At 66.6% G+C, this 17,606-nt stretch carries 13 protein-coding genes; 4 read left to right on the top strand and 9 right to left on the bottom strand.

The window, feature by feature from the left end; genetic code table 11:
• Positions 1–109 precede the first annotated feature (109 nt).
• The 6 genes from IQ16_RS27235 to IQ16_RS27260 form a co-directional block, all read right to left on the bottom strand.
• On the bottom strand, positions 110–1,405 hold the full coding sequence (locus tag IQ16_RS27235; protein ID WP_018640883.1) for an MFS transporter: 1,296 nt from the start codon (positions 1,403–1,405) through the stop codon (positions 110–112).
• 89 nt (positions 1,406–1,494) lie between these two features.
• The gene (locus IQ16_RS27240; RefSeq protein ID WP_026311682.1) at positions 1,495–3,921 is read right to left on the bottom strand and encodes a bifunctional diguanylate cyclase/phosphodiesterase; all 2,427 of its coding nucleotides are present in this window, start codon (positions 3,919–3,921) and stop codon (positions 1,495–1,497) included.
• Between the two features lie 229 nt (positions 3,922–4,150).
• Complete coding sequence (locus tag IQ16_RS27245; RefSeq protein WP_018640885.1) at positions 4,151–5,128, bottom strand: hydroxyacid dehydrogenase; 978 nt, start codon at positions 5,126–5,128, stop codon at positions 4,151–4,153.
• 12 nt (positions 5,129–5,140) lie between these two features.
• The gene (locus IQ16_RS27250) at positions 5,141–6,994 is read right to left on the bottom strand and encodes a TRAP transporter large permease (protein ID WP_035665886.1); all 1,854 of its coding nucleotides are present in this window, start codon (positions 6,992–6,994) and stop codon (positions 5,141–5,143) included.
• A gap of 34 nt (positions 6,995–7,028) precedes the next feature.
• Complete coding sequence (locus IQ16_RS27255; protein WP_018640887.1) at positions 7,029–8,060, bottom strand: TRAP transporter substrate-binding protein; 1,032 nt, start codon at positions 8,058–8,060, stop codon at positions 7,029–7,031.
• Between the two features lie 352 nt (positions 8,061–8,412).
• Positions 8,413–8,856, bottom strand: a complete 444-nt coding sequence (locus tag IQ16_RS27260) for a DoxX family protein (RefSeq protein ID WP_145831849.1) — start codon at positions 8,854–8,856, stop codon at positions 8,413–8,415.
• 94 nt (positions 8,857–8,950) lie between these two features.
• Between IQ16_RS27260 and IQ16_RS27265 the strand changes: the two genes are divergently transcribed.
• The 3 genes from IQ16_RS27265 to IQ16_RS27275 all read left to right on the top strand — a co-directional run bounded on the left by IQ16_RS27265 (position 8,951) and on the right by IQ16_RS27275 (position 13,489).
• On the top strand, positions 8,951–9,871 hold the full coding sequence (locus tag IQ16_RS27265) for a LysR family transcriptional regulator (protein WP_145831850.1): 921 nt from the start codon (positions 8,951–8,953) through the stop codon (positions 9,869–9,871).
• Positions 9,872–10,014: 143 nt separating this feature from the next.
• Positions 10,015–11,502: a caspase family protein gene (locus tag IQ16_RS27270; protein ID WP_018640890.1), complete on the top strand. Its 1,488-nt coding sequence runs from the start codon at positions 10,015–10,017 to the stop codon at positions 11,500–11,502.
• Positions 11,503–11,803: 301 nt separating this feature from the next.
• A complete protein-coding gene (locus IQ16_RS27275; RefSeq protein ID WP_018640891.1) occupies positions 11,804–13,489 on the top strand; it encodes a SulP family inorganic anion transporter in 1,686 nt (561 codons plus the stop codon).
• A 181-nt stretch (positions 13,490–13,670) separates the two neighbouring features.
• On the opposite strand, the gene IQ16_RS27280 is transcribed toward IQ16_RS27275, so the two are convergent.
• From IQ16_RS27280 to IQ16_RS27290, 3 genes are all read right to left on the bottom strand, one after another.
• The gene (locus IQ16_RS27280; RefSeq protein ID WP_026311683.1) at positions 13,671–14,033 is read right to left on the bottom strand and encodes a hypothetical protein; all 363 of its coding nucleotides are present in this window, start codon (positions 14,031–14,033) and stop codon (positions 13,671–13,673) included.
• Positions 14,034–14,149: 116 nt separating this feature from the next.
• Positions 14,150–15,499, bottom strand: a complete 1,350-nt coding sequence (locus tag IQ16_RS27285; RefSeq protein WP_026311684.1) for a Spy/CpxP family protein refolding chaperone — start codon at positions 15,497–15,499, stop codon at positions 14,150–14,152.
• Positions 15,500–15,587: 88 nt separating this feature from the next.
• Entirely contained in the window at positions 15,588–17,012 is a 1,425-nt protein-coding gene (locus IQ16_RS27290) for an FAD-binding oxidoreductase (RefSeq protein ID WP_018640892.1), read from the bottom strand.
• A gap of 86 nt (positions 17,013–17,098) precedes the next feature.
• Here IQ16_RS27290 and IQ16_RS27295 point away from each other — a divergent pair, with 86 nt between their 5' ends.
• Positions 17,099–17,605, top strand: coding sequence for a thioesterase family protein (locus IQ16_RS27295; protein ID WP_018640893.1), 507 nt, complete (start codon positions 17,099–17,101; stop codon positions 17,603–17,605).
• The last annotated feature ends 1 nt before the right edge of the window (position 17,606 follow it).

The raw sequence follows: 17,606 nt of genomic DNA on the forward strand, positions 1-17,606 counted from the left end.
ACGCTCCGATGGTGTCCAAGACGTTTTTGCAATTCCGTCGCGCCGCGCCAAGGCGGGACATGCTTAACGTCCCGCGAAAACGGCAGACGTATCTTGATGCGTCCGGAACCTATTCGGATGCCGGTTTGAGCTTGTGCAGCCGCCCGGCTACGGCGCGCACCTTGCCCGGCGAGGCCCGCCACACCGACAGCGCCGACAAGCCGCTCACGACCATGGCGATGGCAAAGGCGAGCGTGTAGTCGCCGGTGCGATCGTAGAGCAGGCCCGTGAGCCAGGGACCTGCCGCGCCGCCCGCCAACGCCGCCAGCATGATGGTGCCGAAGATGCTGCCCTGGTGCCTGCCCTGGAAAATCTCGAACACCACCGCGCCCATGATCGAGGTGAGGCCGTAGCCGAGCGCGCCTTGCGTGAACACCATGACGTAGACGAGCCAGAGCGACGGCTGGAACTTGAGCGCGATCAGCGCCGCGAAACAGATCGCAAAGCCTGCGCAGCTGATCGCCCACACCCACTCGCGCCCGATGCGATCGGAGACGTGACCGAGCAGGATCTGGCCGGGAATGCCGAGCAAGCTGACGATGCCGAGCGCCCACACCGCGACGCCGGGGCTGAAGCCGATATCGAGCAGGAACTTGGTCTGGTGCACCTGCACGGCGTACCAGATGTACAGGCCGGAGAAATAACCGACCGCAATCCACCAGAACCGCGCGGTCGCGACGGCGCGTTTCAGCGTCCAGTCGGTGTTGACCCAGACGGGGTCGACCACGTTGGAGACCGGCTTTGCCGCGTCGGCGCCAGGTGCCGCATCGCCGTCCGGCCGCAGGCCGATATCCTCGGGGCGCTTGTGCAGCAGCAGATTGATCGGCGCCAGCGCGATCAGGACGAGCAGGCCCATCGCAGTGCAGGCGGTGCGCCAGCCGGTCTGCTCGATCATGTGCTGCACCCACGGCAGCAGCGTCACCGAGCCGATGCCGACGCCGGCAAAGGCGATGCCGATGGCAAAGCCGCGCTTGCGGATGAACCAGTTCGGCAGGAACAGCGACTGGCCGGAATAGCCGAGACAGACGCTGCCGGCGCCGACCATGACGCCGATGGTGAGATAGAGATGCCAGGGCTGGCTGGTGAGCGGTGCCAGCAGCAGCCCGCCTCCCATCAGCACCACGCCGAGCTCCATCACCGCGCGCGGACCGGCGCGGTCCATCAGACGGCCGATCAGCGGGCTCGCAACGCCGGATGCCACGAAGCCGAACGAGAAAGCGCCGGCGGTGACGCCGCGCTCCCAGCCGAATTCGGAGATGATCGGCGGAAAGAACAGAGAGAACGCGGTGCGCGCGTTGACGCCGATGGCCATGGTGACGAAGGTCACGGCGACCACGACCCAGCCGTAGAAGAACGGAAGCCGCATTTTTTCTATTTCATCCCTAGACGATCCTTCGGACCATCTGAGGGTGTCCGGGTCAAGCGCTTTTCGCGCATGCCCATCGAGCGGTGATGTCAGGCGGCGTCGAGCCGGGAGGATTCGGCCGCATCCAGCTCGATCTCGCCGACCGGCTGCGGGCGCCCGAACAGATAGCCTTGGGCAAAATTGACGCCGAGCGTCCTCAGCCGCTCGAACTCCTCGGCGGTCTCGACGCCCTCGGCGGTGACCGACATGTCGAGCCCTCGCGCCAGCGTCACGATCGAGGAGATGATGGCGGATGAGCGCGGCTGGTGCGTGAGGTTGCGGATGAACGACTTGTCGATCTTGATCTTGTCGAACGGGAACGCGACGAGATAGCTGAGCGAGGAATAGCCGGTGCCGAAATCGTCGAGCGCGAGCTCGATGCCGATGCTCTTCAGCCGCTCCATGAAGGCGAGGTTCTCGACACCGCGCTCCAGCAGAACCGATTCCGTGATCTCGATCTCGAGCCGCGGCGGGGGCAGGCCGGAATCGGCGAGCGCCGCGCAGATCATCTCGAACAGCTCGGCTTCCTTGAACTGAATCGGCGAGAGATTCACGGCGACCGTCAGGTCGGAGGGCCAGCCGGCCGCATCCGCGCAGGCGCGCCGCAGCACGAATTCGCCGAGCGGAACGATCAGCCCGGTCTCCTCGGCGAGCGGAATGAACTGGTCCGGCGGAATCAATCCGCGGCTCGGATGCCGCCAGCGCACCAGCGCCTCGAAGCCGCGCCGCACGCCACTCGCGGCATCGACGAACGGCTGGTAGTGCACCTCGAGCTGGCAGCGCGCGATGGCGTCGCGCAAGTCTCCTTCCAGCGTGTTGCGCGCCTCGAGCTCGGCCGACATCGCCTCGTCGTAGACGGTGAAGCAGTTGCGGCCCGCCGATTTCGAGCGGTAGAGCGCAAGGTCGGCCTTCTTCAGCAGCTGCTCCTGATCGCTGCCGTGATCCGGCGCGATCGCGATGCCGATGCTGGTGCCGATCTCGACGCGATGGCCGGGCAGCAGGAACGGCTGTGCCACGAGCTTGGCGACCCGCCCCGCGAGCTCGGTGGCGCAGGCGCGCTGATCCTCGCAAGCCCCCTGGATGATGGCGAACTCGTCGCCGCCGAGCCGCGCCAGCACGTCGGTGGCGCGCAGCGCAGATTTCAGCCGCTGCGCCACCTGGCGCAACAGCACGTCGCCGGCGCCGTGACCGAGGGAGTCGTTGACGTTCTTGAAGCGGTCGAGGTCGAGCATCAGGATCGAGAAGGTCGCGCCGTTATCGTCGAGCTGTCGGTTGAGCTCGTCGAGCCGTGCGAGGAAGAAGGCGCGGTTCGGCAGACCGGTCAGGATGTCGGTCTGGGCGAGCTCGAGCACCCGCCGGTTCGCCAGCGACAGCCGCCGCGAATTGCGGCTGGCGAGCATGAGATAGGTCGACAGCGACAGCGTCAGCAGCATGCCGACGATCAGGACCGCGACCGCGCGATCATAGGCCGTCTCGAGCGCGCCGCCGGCGGTCGGCATGGCGCGCACCTGCCAGTCGGTATCGCCGATCTTGAGACCGCCCGACCAGTGCAGGGTCCGCGCGACGTCGCGCATCGACTGCGGCGCGGTGGCGGCGGACGAATAGTCCGGCAGCATGTCCTCGAGGCTGACGATCTGGCCGGTGAAGGGCGGATAGACGTTCACGCTGACCGCGGGACTTGCGCCGGTGGTCACGCGAATGGACTGGATCAGCAGCGGCAGATCGAAGACGCCGACCACGAAGCCGGCCAGATTGCGGCGCCGGTCCGCGACCGTCTCGCGCGACGTTCCCTTGGCGTAGACGGGAATGGCGACGAGGACGTCGGGCAGCCGGCCGCCTTCCCTGGGCTCGTAGAGACGGGTGCGGACGGCCGCAACCCGATCGTTGTCGCTGGCACGCTCCAGCACCGCAAGGCGTTCCGGGATGCTCGCGTAATCCATGCCGTAGACCTGTGACGTCTTCGGCTGCGTCGAGTAGAACACCGGGAAATATTCGTCGCTCTGCGGCGCGGCCACGAAGGCATCGCCCTGGAGCGACTTGATGCGATAGCCCGACACGCCGTCCGCGACCGCGGCGGCCTCGTAGTCGGTGCGCTCCTTGCGGTTGACGCGCGGCAGCCAGGCGATGCGCAACATGCCGGGATGGCGCTCGAACAGGCGCGCGCTGAAGGTCTCGAATTCGCTGCGGGTGATTTGCTCGTTGGTGGATTCGAACAGCGTGCGCAGCGCGACGAGCCTGGAGATGTACTCGCCCATGCCGTGCTGCATGACGATCGCTTCGGTTTCGGCCGCGTTCTCGAACTCGATCCTGTTGACGCGGTTTTCCCAGCGCGCAACGGCGGCCGCGCCCACGATCGAGAACAGAAGCCCGACGGCGACAGCGACCAGCGCAGGGCGATAGAGCCCGAGCAGCGGCGCGGCACGCCACCATCCGGTCTTCCGCTTCCGATCCTGATCGTTCTGATCGCGGCCGCCCATCTTGATCCGCACGTCCCCCTTCGGCGCGGCGACACGAACTTCTGGTTGAGCCGCCGGAACTTCTATCGGACAAGGATCGGGGTTAAGAACTGCACAATTTCGGAACCCGGGCGTGCCGGATTGCGCGCCTTAGTTAACGACTGCCCTGCAAACCGCGGCAGACTGGAAATAATTTGCCGGTTTTGCCCGACGTCGCGGACGAGGACGAGGTTCAAGTCAGGCCGCGTTCTCAGGAGCGCCGCGTCCAACGCTCGGCGTTGACGGCGCCTTGCGGCACCTCGCCCCGCACGATGGCTTCGACCTGCCGCACGGTTTCCAGCGACTGGTACTCGATCGCCTGCGGCGTCAAACCGCCGACATGCGGGGTCGCGATGACGTTCGGCAGCTTCGCAAGCTCGGGCGTCGGCATCTGGTCCGGTGCACGGCCGACGTCCATCGCCGCGCCGGCGATGCGGTTCTCGCGCAGCGCGCGTGCCAGCGCGGCCTCGTCGACGAGATTGCCGCGGGAGAGATTGATGAACACGGCATGCTTCTGCATGCGCGCCAACGCCGCCTCCCCGATCAGATTCTCGGTCTGCTCGTTGGCGATTGCGAGGCAGACGACATAGTCCGATGCGGCGAGAAGCTCGTCGAGACCGACCTGCCGGATCGCAGCATCGCTGACATCAGCGAAGGGATCGGAGACCAGCACCTCCATGCGCAGCACTTTTGCGATCTCGGCGAGATAGCGCCCGATGCTGCCATAGCCGATGATGCCGACCTTGCTGCCGGCGAGCTGGCGGCCCATCCGCGCCTCGGGCTTGCGGCCGGCCTGGTACTCGGCCGTCGTCCGCGACACGCCGCGGGAGAGATCGATCATGAAGCCGAGCGCGAGTTCGGCGACGGCCTGCACGAAGCCGGGGCCGGCGCGGGTCACGAGCACGCCGGCCTCCGAGGCCGCTTCCACATCGACGTTGCGGATGTCGACGGCGCAGCGGACGAAGGCCCGCAGACGCGGCAATTGCGCGAAGATCTCGCCGCGCCCTTCCGTCATGCGATCGGCGACGATGATGTCGGCATCCTTCGCGGCACGCACGAGGCCGGCGGCGTCCAGCGTGTCATCGCTCTCGTGCAGGATCACCTCGGCGGCCGCGCGCAGGCCGTTCAGGCTGCGATCGCCGTAGTAATTGCGCCGCATCTCCGGGGTGTGCGCGAGCAGGACCTTCACGACAAAACTCCTTCAGTAGCCGAATGCCCGCGGCAGCGCGGTCGAGAGCCATGGCACGAAGGCGATGACGAGCAGGCAGAGGAACAAGAGGCCAAGATAGCCCATGATCGGCTTCACCGTCTGCTCGATCGGAACGTTGCCGATCAGGCAGGCACCGTAAAGCCCGAGCCCGAGCGGCGGCGCGAACAGGCCGATGCCCATCGCGATGACCAGCACGACGCCGAAATGCAGGGGATCGACGCCGAGCTGCACCGCCACCGGCAACAGCAGCGGCCCGAAGATGATCAGCGCGGCCGCGCCCTCCAGCACCGAACCCATCACGATCAGCACGACGATGGCGAGCAGGATGAACATCCAGACGCCCGAGGTCTTCGACAGTCCCAGCATGAAATCGCCGACCGCGTGCGGGACCTGCTGCAGGGTCAGCGTGAACGCCAGCGATTGCGCGGCGGCGACGATGAACAGCACGAGCCCCGCGCGCGTTGCGGCCTGGACGAAACTATGGGCCGCGGTCTTGAAGCTGAGCTCGCGGAACACGACGCTGCCGACGGCCAGCGCATAGGCGACGGCAAAGGCGGAGATTTCGGTCGCCGTGGCAAAGCCGCTCTTGAAGCCGAAGAAGATCATGAAGATCAGGCCGAACGCCGCGATCGCGCCGCTCCAGAGCCCGGACACCGGCGCCTGCGGCGCGACGTCTTCGGCTTCCGCCGGCGGCTTGCCGAAGATGATGGAGACCGCGATCAGCACCAGCGCCATCAGCGCTGCCGGCAGCAGCCCGGCCATGAACAGGCCGCCGATCGACAGGTTGGCGACGAAGCCGAGGATGATCAGGTTGATGCAGGGCGGAATGGTTTCCGCCATCACCGCGGAGGCCGCGAGCAGTGCTACTGCGCCACCGGGATTTTGTTTCGAGCGGCGCGCTGCCGGGATCAGCACCGAGCCAACTGCGGCGACATCGGCCATCTTCGAGCCCGAGATGCCGGAGAACAGCACCATCGAGGCCACCATCACGACGTTGAGGCCGCCGCGCATCCGCCCGACCGCACGCTGCAACAGCTCGATCAGGCGCACCGACATGCCGTTGGCTTCCATGAGGTAGCCGACGAGAATGAAGAACGGGATCGCCAGCAGCACGAAATTGTCGATGCCGCGCGCCATCTGCTGCGCGAAGATGACGCCGGGCAGCGCGCCCTCGACCCAGATGAAGATCAGCGCGGCGAGCGCCAGCGCAAAGCCGATCGGCAAGCCGCCGAACAGGGTCGCGAAGAAGCCGATCAGCATCAGCGTGCCCGCCGACGGCACCGAGGCCGGCGAAAGATAATCCCAGGCGAGATAAAGCCCGGTCACGACGATGATCGAAACGAGGCCCCTGACGATATCAGGCAGCGGCCGCGCGCAGAGATGATCGATCGCGAACACCGTCATGAACAGCGCACCGACGCCCATCGGATAGAAGGTCAATTCCAGCGGCAGGCCGGAGCCGGTGGTCTGCCCGGCGGTCAGCGAGCCCAGCTTGATGGCGTGATAGGCGACGTAGCCGGAGATCAGCACGATCAGCAGGGCGCTGGCGGCATCGACCAGCGTGCGCAGCCGCACCGGCAACAGGTCGCGAAAGAAGGAGACGCCGACATTCTCGCCGCGCGCGAGCGCGCTCGCCGCGCCGAAGAAGGCCGAGCCGACCATCAATCCGCGCGCGACGTCGTCGGACCATTCGACCGGCGCGTTGAAGAAGAAGCGCAGCAGCACGGAGGCGCAGACGACCACGAGATCGGCGGCGAGCAGCACGGCCGCGATCGCGTCGCTGATGCGAAGCAGAAGTATCATGCTGCCGTGGCGGCCGCCCGAAAGCGGCACGGCGGCTGTCATCGCCATTTCGGACTTGGCCATTGGGACTTGGCCATCAGGCTTGCGTCGCGCGGATCATGTCGATGACCGGCTTGGATTCCGGCCGTGCCTTGATGAAGTTCTCGTACTGCGGCGCGACGCGCTTCTTGAAGGCTTCGCGGTCACATTCGGCCACCGTCACGCCCTTCTCGCCGAGCGTCGCCAGCGCCTCCTTCTCGACCGCAAGGCCATGGGCGCGGGTGTCGACCGCGGCCTTCTTCGCGGCATCGAGAAAACCCTCGCGCAGCTTCGGATCCATGCGGTTGTAGGTCATGTCGCTGAAGTAGATCGCCAGCGGCGAGAAATTGTGCTGCGTCAGCGCGTAGAATTTGGCCGTCTCGAAGAACTTGCTTGCGAGGATCGTCGGCGGATCGTGCTCGAGGCCATCGAGCACGCCGGCCTGCAAGGCCGTGTAGATCTCGCCGAAAGCCAGCGGCGTTGCGGCCGCGCCCATCAGGCGCAGGCATTCGGTGATGACGGGATTGGGCAGCGTGCGGATCTTGAGCCCGGCGAGATCCTCCGGCGTCTTCACCGGCTTCTTCGCCAGCACGCTGCGCGAGCCGAAATTATAGGCCCAGGCGATGATGCGGATGTTGCCGCCCTTGAGCAGCGCGTCCTCGATCGGCTTGGCGGCGCCGGAGTCGAACGCCTTGGTCTGCTGCGGGAAGCTCGAGAACAGGAAGCCGAGATCGAAGGTGCCGACCAGCGGCACCAGATTGGCCGAGATCGACGAGCCCGACACCATGAGGTCGATGACGCCGAGCTTCACCGAATTGATGACGTCGATTTCCTGGCCGAGCTGGTTGTCCGGAAAGAACGCGACCTCGACCTGCTCGCCCAGCCCGTTGCCCTTCAAATTCTTGACGAGGTTGTCGTAATAGACGCGGCCATTGGCGAATTTCGGATCGTTCGGCAGCGAGGAGGAGCATTTCAGCTTCAGCGTCGCAGCTTCGGCACGGCCGATGATCCCTGGAGAGAGCACGAGGCCGGCGGTGACCGCCGCCGATGACTTGATGAACGCGCGGCGGTTCACGGGCACGATGGTCATGGTGCGGTCTCTCCCCAATTATTCTTTTTGCAGCCGCGATCATTGTCGCGGCGTGTTGGCTCGACTGTATGGCCAAAGCGACAACACAGGCAAGGGATGCGCCCGGCGGCGTCGCGATGGCGCGCGCAACAGGCGCACTGCAGAAATCGCGACGGAACGCCTTTATTTGTCGGTGTTTTCGCGCATGCCGCACGGCAGCGACGAGGCCTGCCATGCAGGATTGAGAGGGATCGATCCAATTCAGGTATGGATCAATGCCGAACGCATATCGATCGGATTGTACGAAGCAGACGAACGAAAGCCGCGGGATCGTGATCCCGCGGCTCGCAAGGTCGGAGCGAATGCGGTGACGTCAGCGCGAATGCGCGCCGCTGAGCTGGCCGCCCGCAGCCTGCACATCACGCGAGGGACGCAGCGCGTAGGCGCCGTCGCCGAGCAGGGCCTGCGCCGCGAGCGCGATCGCCCAGAAGGCGGGGAATTCCCAGCCGCCCTTCGGATTGGAGAAGAAGAAGCCGGCCGCGCCGTGCACCGAGAAGATCGCGCCGAGCAGGATCGGAATGCCCGCGAGCGCCGCGTAGCGGGTCCAGACGCCGAGGATCAGGGCAACGCCGCTGAGCACTTCCACGGTCATGATGAGATAGGCGAGCTCGGGCGGGAAGCCGAGGCTGCCCAAGAACTTTGCGGTGCCAGCCGGGGTGAACACGAACAGCTTCAGGCTGGCATGGGCGAGGAACAGCGCGCCCAGGGTCACGCGCAGCACAAGCGCGGCGTAGGGGGCGGTACGGGAATCGATCATGGCGGTCTCCTTTGCGGCGCACCATGATCTATTCTCAAATCGATGATAATCTGCTATTTTCGAAATATACTTCACACTAGAAGAGTGAAATAGTTTGCTCGACCGCCTGACCAGCCTGGAAGTCTTCGCGAGGGTGGCCGCAGCCGGCAGCCTCTCCGGCGCGGCCCGGGCCATGGGCCTGTCGCAGACCATGGTGACCAAGCATGTGGCTTCGCTGGAGACGCGACTCGGCACAAAACTGTTCCACCGCACCACCCGGCGGCTCTCCATCACCGAGGCCGGACGGAGCTATCTGGAATCGGCCGAGCGCATCCTCGCCGACATGGAGGCCGCCGACGCCGCGATCGCGCGCGAACGCGTCGAGCCGCGCGGGCTGCTGCGCGTCAACGTCCCCGTCGTGTTCGGCACAAGGCAGATCGCGCCTGCGATCGCGGAGTTTTCGGCCGCCCATCCCGAGGTCACCGTCGAGCTCGGTCTCAACGATCGCCTCGTCGACCTCGCCGAGGAAGGCTGGGACCTCGCGATCCGCATCGGCAGCTTGCGCGACTCCAGCATGGTGGCGCGAAAGCTCGCGCCGAACCGCCTCGTGGTCTGTGCCGCACCTTCCTATCTTGCCAGGCATGGCACGCCGCGCACCGTCGCCGACCTCGCCGGACACAATTGCCTCGGCTACACGCTCTCGCAGCAGGCGAGCGCGGCGGAATGGCTGTTCGGCGCAGAGGGCGAGATCCGCGTCCAGGTCAGCGGCACCTTGCGTGCCAACAACGGCGATGCGCTGCGCGCGGCGACGCTGGCCGGCCTCGGCCTTGTGCGCCAACCCACCTTCATCATCGCCGACGATCTGCGCTCAGGCGCGCTCGTCGCGCTGCCGCTCGATCAGCCGGAGATCCAGACGTCGGCGGTGCATGCGGTCTACCTGCCCGACCGCCGGCCGCCGGCCAAGGTGCGCGCCTTCATCGACTTTCTCGCCGCGCGCTTTGCGCCCGTGACGCCCTGGGACCGCGGACTGCCTTGACGGCGCACGGCCGGACGCGCCAGCCGGGCAGACATTCTGCCCGATTTGTCGCACGCCAAGCGTGAGCCAGCGCACAGACGGCGTCATGGTACGGATCTAGAAAAGGTGACATCATCGCGCGCATTGCCGATGGAGGTGACATCATGCGCCGTCCAGTCCTTTCCAATTTGCTGCTTGCGTCCGGCCTTCTTGCTCTCACACAACTGACGATGCCGACCGATGCCGCGGCCGAAGCGCGGCTTGCGCTGGTGATCGGCCAATCCGCCTATCGCACCGTGCCGGAACTACCCAACGCCGCCAACGACGCCAAGGGCATGACCGAGCTGCTCGGCAATGCCGGCTTCACCGTCACGTCGGCAGCCAACCTCGGCCAGAACGAGATGCGCGCGGCGATCTCGGATTTCGCCGGCAAGGTCAGCGCCAGCGGCGCCGACACCGTCGCGCTGGTGTTCTATGCCGGCCACGGCCTGCAGATCGACGGCGAGAACTATCTGGTGCCCGTCGACCTCGACCCCAAGCGCGAGGCCGACATTCCGCTCCAGGGCGTGCGGCTGAACGACATGCTCAACACGCTCGGCGCACTGCCGACGCGGGCGCGCATCTTCATGCTCGATGCCTGTCGCAACAACCCGTTCCCCGCGCTCAGCGGCGCCGGCCACGGGCTTGCGATCGTCGACACCAAGGCCGGCGCGCCCGGCTCCTTCATTTCCTATTCGACCTCGCCCGGCGCCGAAGCCGAGGACGGCAACGGCATCGACAGCCCCTACACCACGGCCGCGCTGACCGTCGCCAAGCAGCCCAATCTGCCGATCGAGGAGGTGTTCAAGCGCATCCGCGTCGCGGTGGCGCAATCGACCGACGGACGGCAGATCCCCTGGGAAAGCTCGTCGCTGACGACCGATTTCAGGTTCTTCGGCGGCGAGAGCAGCGGTCAGCCGGCTCTGCCGGGCGCATCCGCCATGGCGCTCGCCAGCGGCACGCGCAGCGTCGCGGACTGGCGCCGGGATTTGCAGGGCAAGGAGCCGAAGGCCGCCTATGAGCTTGTGATCACTGATGACACCGTAGAAGCGTATCAGGCCTATATCGAGCTGTACGCGCAGGACGCCCGCACCCCGCGCCTGCGCACGGTGGTGGAGCGCCGGCGCCAGATGCTGGCCTGGGAGCGCGCGGTCGCGATCAACACGCGCGCCTCGTTCGAGGCTTACCTCGCGAACTGGGACAATAGCGATCTGGCGGCAACCGCGCGCAGGCTGCTGCTCCGCGTGCAGAACCGCAACTATGCCTTGCCGGTTGCCGCCGCGGCCACTCCTGCTCCGATCGCCGTCGCGATGGCGCCGACCTGCCCGTGCTCGACACCTACGCCTCCGGCCTCTCCGGTCAATCCGGCGGTAGCGCCTGTCATCAAGAAGCGCGTCGACGAGACGCCGCCGAAGCGCAAGGTGGTCGAAACGCCGCCGAAGCCGCGCCGGCCGCCGCCTGAAGACGTGGTCTATGAGCGCGCACCGCCGCCGGATCGCGGCCCGCCGCCCGGCGCCATCATGCAAGGCATCGGCATCGGGATTGGCCTCGGCATGGGCATGGGCGGTGGCGGCCGCGGCGGCGATTATCACAACGACCGCGGCCGGTACTGAGGGGGACGCGCGCGAGCGAATGGATGTCCGCAGGCTCCGGCCTGCGGACATTCTTGTTGATGGTGACAGACTGACTCTTCTCGTGCCCCGGACGCAGCGCAGCGCCCCTTCGGCGGTGCGCTGCAGAGCCGGGGCCCATGCGGCAGCAAACTGTGCAGCATCCTGGGTCCCGGCTCTGCGCAGCAACGCTACGCGTTGCAGCGCGTCCGGGACACGCGAGGCGTGGATAGCCTTCTGTGCCCACTCCTGAAATGCTGTAGTCTGATCGGCCACCGCCAGCCTTTCCGGGGACGTCTCATCGATGCCGCACGACGCCGACGCCAAGAGCTCAAAAGAGCACGCATGGCCGCTGTTCCGCTCGCTCGCCTCCTATTCGCTGCCGGGCGACCTGATGGCGGGGCTGACGCTGGCGGCGATTGCGATCCCGGAGCAGATGGCCACCGCGCGGCTTGGCGGCTTTGAGCCGCAGATCGGCTTCTTCGCGTTCATGGCCGGCTCGCTCGGCTTTGCGCTGCTGGGCGGCAACCGCTTCCTGTCCTGCGGCGCCGACTCCACGATCACGCCGATCTTCGCCGGCGGACTTGCGGCGCTCGCTGCGGTCGGCTCGCCGGAATATCAGGGGTTTGCGGTCGCGCTGGCGCTGATGGTCGGCGCAATGATGCTCGCCGGCGGCGCCTTCCGACTTGGCGGCATCGCCAACCTCCTGTCGGTGCCGGTGATGGTCGGCTTCCTCGCCGGCATCTCCGCCCACATCATCGTGTCGCAATTGCCCGGCGTGCTGGGACTGAAGTCGCCGAGCGGGCCGATGCTCGATCGCATCGGGCTGCTCGCCGGCGAGCTCAGCCGCAGCAATCCCTTCACGCTGTGCATCGGCCTCGGTGTGCTCGCGACGGTCTTCGTCTCTGAGAAGATCAGCGCGAAAATTCCGGGCGCGCTGATCGGGCTCGTCGCCGCGACGCTGGCGACGATCGCGCTCGGCCTCGAAAGCAAGGGCGTCAGCGTCGTCGGCGTGGTGCCGGGCACGCTGCCGCGGTTGACCGTGCCCGAGCTTGCGCCGGAGCATTGGGTGCATCTGGTGTCGCTCGCCTTCGTGATCACGGTCGTGGTGATGGTGCAGACCGCCGCGACCACGCGGTCGTTCCCGTCCGATCCCGACAAGCCTGCCGACGTCGATCGCGACTTCCTCGGCGCCGGCGCCGGCAGCGTGCTGTCCGGCCTGTTCGGCGCGTTTCCGGTCAATGCCAGCCCGCCGCGCACGGGGATCGTGGCCGAGACCGGCGGACAATCGCAGCTCGCGGGGCTTGCGGCGGCGGTGATCGTGCTGGCGCTGCTCGCGTTCGGCACCGGACTGCTGCAACACGTTCCCGACGCAGCGCTCGGCGGCATCCTGCTGTTCGTCGCGCTACGCATCGTCCGCACGAAGCAGATCGTCACGATCTACCGCCAATCTCGAAGCGAATTCCTGCTGATCCTCGCCACCGCCGCCCTGATCATCATACTGCCGATCCAGCAGGGCGCGTTCCTCGGCATCGTGCTGTCGCTGCTGCACGGCATCTGGAGCACGACGCGGGCGCGGCTGGTCGAGTTCGAGCGCGTGCCGGGCACCACGATCTGGTGGCCGGCCCATCCCCACATCAGCGGCGAGCACATCGACGGCGTTGCCGTGATCGGGCTGCAGGCGCCGCTCTCGTTCCTCAACGCACCGGGCTTCCGCAGCGACGTCGCGAAGGTGCTCGGCACGGCGACGCCGCAACTCCTGGTGCTGGAAGCGAGCGGCATGGTCGAGATCGACTTCACCGCCGCGCAGATCCTGCTCGAAATCTTCAAGGCGTGCAACGAACAGGGCGTCACCGTCGCGCTGGCACGGCTGGAATCGGTGCGCGCACAGGACGCGTTCGAGCGCTTCAGATTGTACGACGCCCTGCCCCGCGAGCGCATCTTCCACAGCGTGGACGAGGCCGTGCGCAAGCTGGCCAAAGCAGAATAGTTGGGGACGCTGGCCGAGCCGCGGGCTCCCAACCTCTCCCGCTTGCGGGAGAGGTCGGCGCGGAGCGCCGGGTGAGGGCTCTCGCCTCTTGGGGATTGTCCCGTTGCGGAAGCACCCTCTCCCCAACCCTCCCCCGCATGCGGGGGAGGGAGCGCACCTTCCGCGTGGCAATGATCGGTCTTTACTGCGCCAGTGTCGGATGGTCCCGCTGCACCGTCTCGCGGATCCAGCTGGCATGGATCGCGCGAAACAGGATCTGCGCGGTCTTGAGGTCGCCCGCCTCCATGCAGAGATCGACGATGCGATGGACCGCATCATCGCGCATCAGTCCATCCGAGATCTTCATCGCGATCTCCATCGCGACCTTGGCCGCGCGCTCGTAGCGCGCGCTTTCGCGCCTGTCGTTGCGCGCCGACCCCGCAGCGCTCGCGGCCGCCGCCTCGCAGATCGCACGAATGCGCGCGGCGGCCTCGATGTCGCCGAGCGGTCCCTCGATGGCTTCGTCCCAGATGTCCTGTCGCATCTTGCGCGCGAACCAACTCATCGCCTCACCATCCGCGGTCTTCGCGCCGTCATATTGCCGCGCTGCCGCCTCTCCCCAGCATAGAGAGGCCTGCCGAGATCGGCGAGGCGGATTTTTCCGTCACACTTGATACGCATTCAGGACGTCCGACGTGGTCCGATGGCCTCGAACTGCGCCTTCTGTTCGTCATTCAGCGTGGCGTAGAAATCCTCCAGCGCCGCGCGCACCGATTTGACGCCGTCGAGCATCACATCGAGCCGCTTGCGGACCGCGGCCATTCGCGCCGGCGGCGTCATCACCTCGCTGGGCTGGCAGGCCGCCTTGAGCGATGCGCTGACCTTCGCACTGGTGTCCTGGAGCACCTGCAGCGCGGCGCGCTGCGTGTCGTTGGGATGAAGCCGGGCCTCGATGTCGGTGCCGGGCCAGTCAATCGCAGCGGGCGCAGCGCAGGTCTGCACTAGCGATCCCCCACTGCCGTTGGACGCCGTCGCACGACGCTGATCTTCAGCCAGCGCATTGAAGCGCGCCTTCTGCTCGTCGGTGAGCGAACCATAGAACCTATCGAGGGTAGGCTGAACGAGATCGACGGCTTTCACCATCGCCTCGACCCGCTGCTGCATCGCCGCCAGCCGGCCGGGTGCTGTCGCCGCGACCTGAGTCGGACAGGATGTGCGGATCAGCGCGGCAGCGTCGATCGAGGCACTGCCGAGTGCATCGAGACTGGCGCCTTGCGCCTCGGTCGGCTGCACCGCCGCGGCGATCTGGTCGATCGGCAGACCGACGATCTCGCGCCGGTCGCTGCCGCACAGCTGATCCAGCGCAACGCCGCGCGCTTGCCGCCGTCCCTGCGGGCGCTGCGGCAGATAGGCTGACAGACCATCATAGCCGTAGGGGCCGAAGAGGCCGGCATAGATGTCCGGATAGCCGTAGCCCCAGAAGCCGAGACCGTCGCCCCAGATCGTGTAGTCGTAGAGATCGTTATAGGCGAACGGCCAGAACAGCGGTCCGACCCAGCCGTAGCCGCCGCCCGTATGCTGCCACCATCCGCTGCTGGCGCCATGCCAGCCGGCAAGCGCGGCCGCCGCCGTGATCTGGGCGCGCGCCGCCGGGTTGCTGATCAGACGACCGTTGCGGAAGGCGCTGGAATGCAGGTTGAGAGCGTTGCGGAAGTTCGCAGGGCGCACGGACGCATTGCGGATCTGACCGAAATTCGAACCGTGTCGGGCGCCGGTTGCAAACCGCATCGCGCGATGATGACCTCCACCATGCGCATGCCCGAAGCCGTGGCCCCGGAAATGGCCGCCGCCGTGATGACCACCGCCATGGCCACCGCCGTGATGGCCGCCACCGTGATGGCCGCCGCCATGGCCGCCGCCGTGACCACCGCCATGTCCGCCACCGTGACCACCACCGCCCTTGCCCAGAGCCGTCCCCGCCAGCAGGCAGGCAAGCGCCATCACGGCAATTCCAATGACCGGTCGCAACATCGCATCCTCCCGCAAAGCCGCGCCATTGAGGCATCGGAAATTGTCGGGAATTGGAACCGCCCCGGCTGCCGAAAGTTCCCGGACTGCGTTACGCCTCCGGCACGATCTTGCCGGGGTTGAAGATGTTGAGCGGATCGAGCGCCTTCTTCAGTGCCCGCATCGCGTCCAGCGCCTCGGGGCCGAGCTCGGCCTCGAGGTATTTCTGCTTGCCCTGGCCGATGCCGTGCTCGCCGGTGCAGGTGCCGTCCATCGACTGGGCGCGCTCGACCAGGCGATGCATGAACTCCTCGCCGCGCGCCATCTCGGCCGCGTCATTGGTGTCGCAGACCAGCGAGCAGTGGAAATTGCCGTCACCGACATGGCCGACGATCGGCGACAACAAATTGAGGCGCTTGAGGTCCTCCTCGGTCTCGCTGACGCAATCGGCAAGCCGCGAGATCGGCACGCAGACGTCGGTTGCAACCACACCGATGCTGTCACCGGGGCGCAGCGCCTTCACCGACCAATAGGCGTCGTGCCGGGCCTGCCACAGCTTGGTGCGATCCTCCGGCTTGGTGGTCCAGGAGAATTCGCCGCCGCCGCAGTCCTTTGCGATCTCGCCGAACGCCTTGGACTGCTCGGCGACCTCGATCTCGCTGCCGTGGAATTCCATGAGGAGCAGCGGCGTCTCCGGCAGCGTCAGCTTCGAGTACGCGTTGCAGGCCTTCACCTGCGCGGCATTGAGCAGCTCGATGCGCGCGACGGGAATACCGGTCTGGATCGCCAGGATCACGGCCTGACAGGCTCCGTGCACGGTCTCAAACGACACCGCGCCGGCCGCAATCGTGTCAGGAATGCCGCGCAGGCGGATCGTCAGTTCCGAGATGATGCCGAGCGTACCTTCGGCGCCGACGAACAGATGCGTCAGGTCGTAGCCCGCGGACGATTTCTTCGCGCGCGTGCCCGTGGTGATGATCTCGCCGTCGCCGCGCACCACCTTCAGCGCCAGCACGCTGTCGCGCATGGTGCCGTAGCGCACCGCATTGGTGCCGGAGGCGCGGGTCGAGGCCATGCCGCCGAGGGAAGCATCCGCGCCGGGATCGATCGGGAAGAACAGGCCCTGGTCGCGCAGATGCTCGTTCAGCGCCTTGCGGGTGACGCCGGGCTGGATCACGCAGTCGAGATCCTCGGCATGCACCGCGAGCACCTTGTTCATGTCGCGCAGGTCGATCGAGATGCCGCCGGCGGGCGCGTTGACCTGGCCCTCCAGCGAGGTGCCGGTGCCGAAGGCGATCACGGGCACGCGGTTCTTCGCGCAGATCCGCACCACGTCCTGGATGTCGGCGGTCTCCTGCGCCATCACCACGCCGTCCGGCGGCTGGTTGACGATCCACGTGGTGGTATGGCCGTGCTGCTCGCGGACGGCCTGCGAGGTGACGAGGCGGTTGCCGAAGCGTGCGGCGAGCTGTTCCAGCGCGCTCGCGAGGGCTTTCGGCTCCGGCCGCGGCGGATTATTGGTGATGGTCGTACCCACGGAAATTCCTCCCGACAGAACAACCGTGGCAAAGGACACATAACCGGTCAAGTCAAGGGACCGGACGCATAGCTTGGGAAGGACACATGCCGGAGACTGCCGCCACGGCGCCCGACGCGGAGCCGTTCCGCTCCTCGATCATGCAGATCGAGCCGCAATGGATCGACTACAACGGCCATCTCAACATGGCCTATTACAACGTCATGTTCGACCGGGCGATCGACGAGTTCTGGCTCGAGCTCGGGATCGGTCCGGTCTACAAGAAAGAGCGTCACGGCTCGACCTTCACCGCCGAATGCCATGTGCGCTATTTGCGCGAGATCCATCTCGGCGATCCCGTGCAGATCCTGGTGTGGCTCTTGGAAGCCGACGACAAGCGGCTGCACACCTTCGAGGAGATGAGGCACGGCACCGAGGGCTGGCTGTCAGCGACCTCGGAGAACATGTCGCTGCACATGGACATGAAGGCGCGGCGCGTTGCGCCGTTTCCGCCCGACATCCAGCAGCGCATTGCTGGGGTCGCCAAGTCCCACAGCGCCCTGACGCGCCCCGAGGGCATCGGCAGGAATGTGGCGATGCCCTCGAAGCGGTAGT

Source organism: Bradyrhizobium huanghuaihaiense, from assembly GCF_007830635.1.
Lineage (GTDB): Bacteria > Pseudomonadota > Alphaproteobacteria > Rhizobiales > Xanthobacteraceae > Bradyrhizobium > Bradyrhizobium huanghuaihaiense.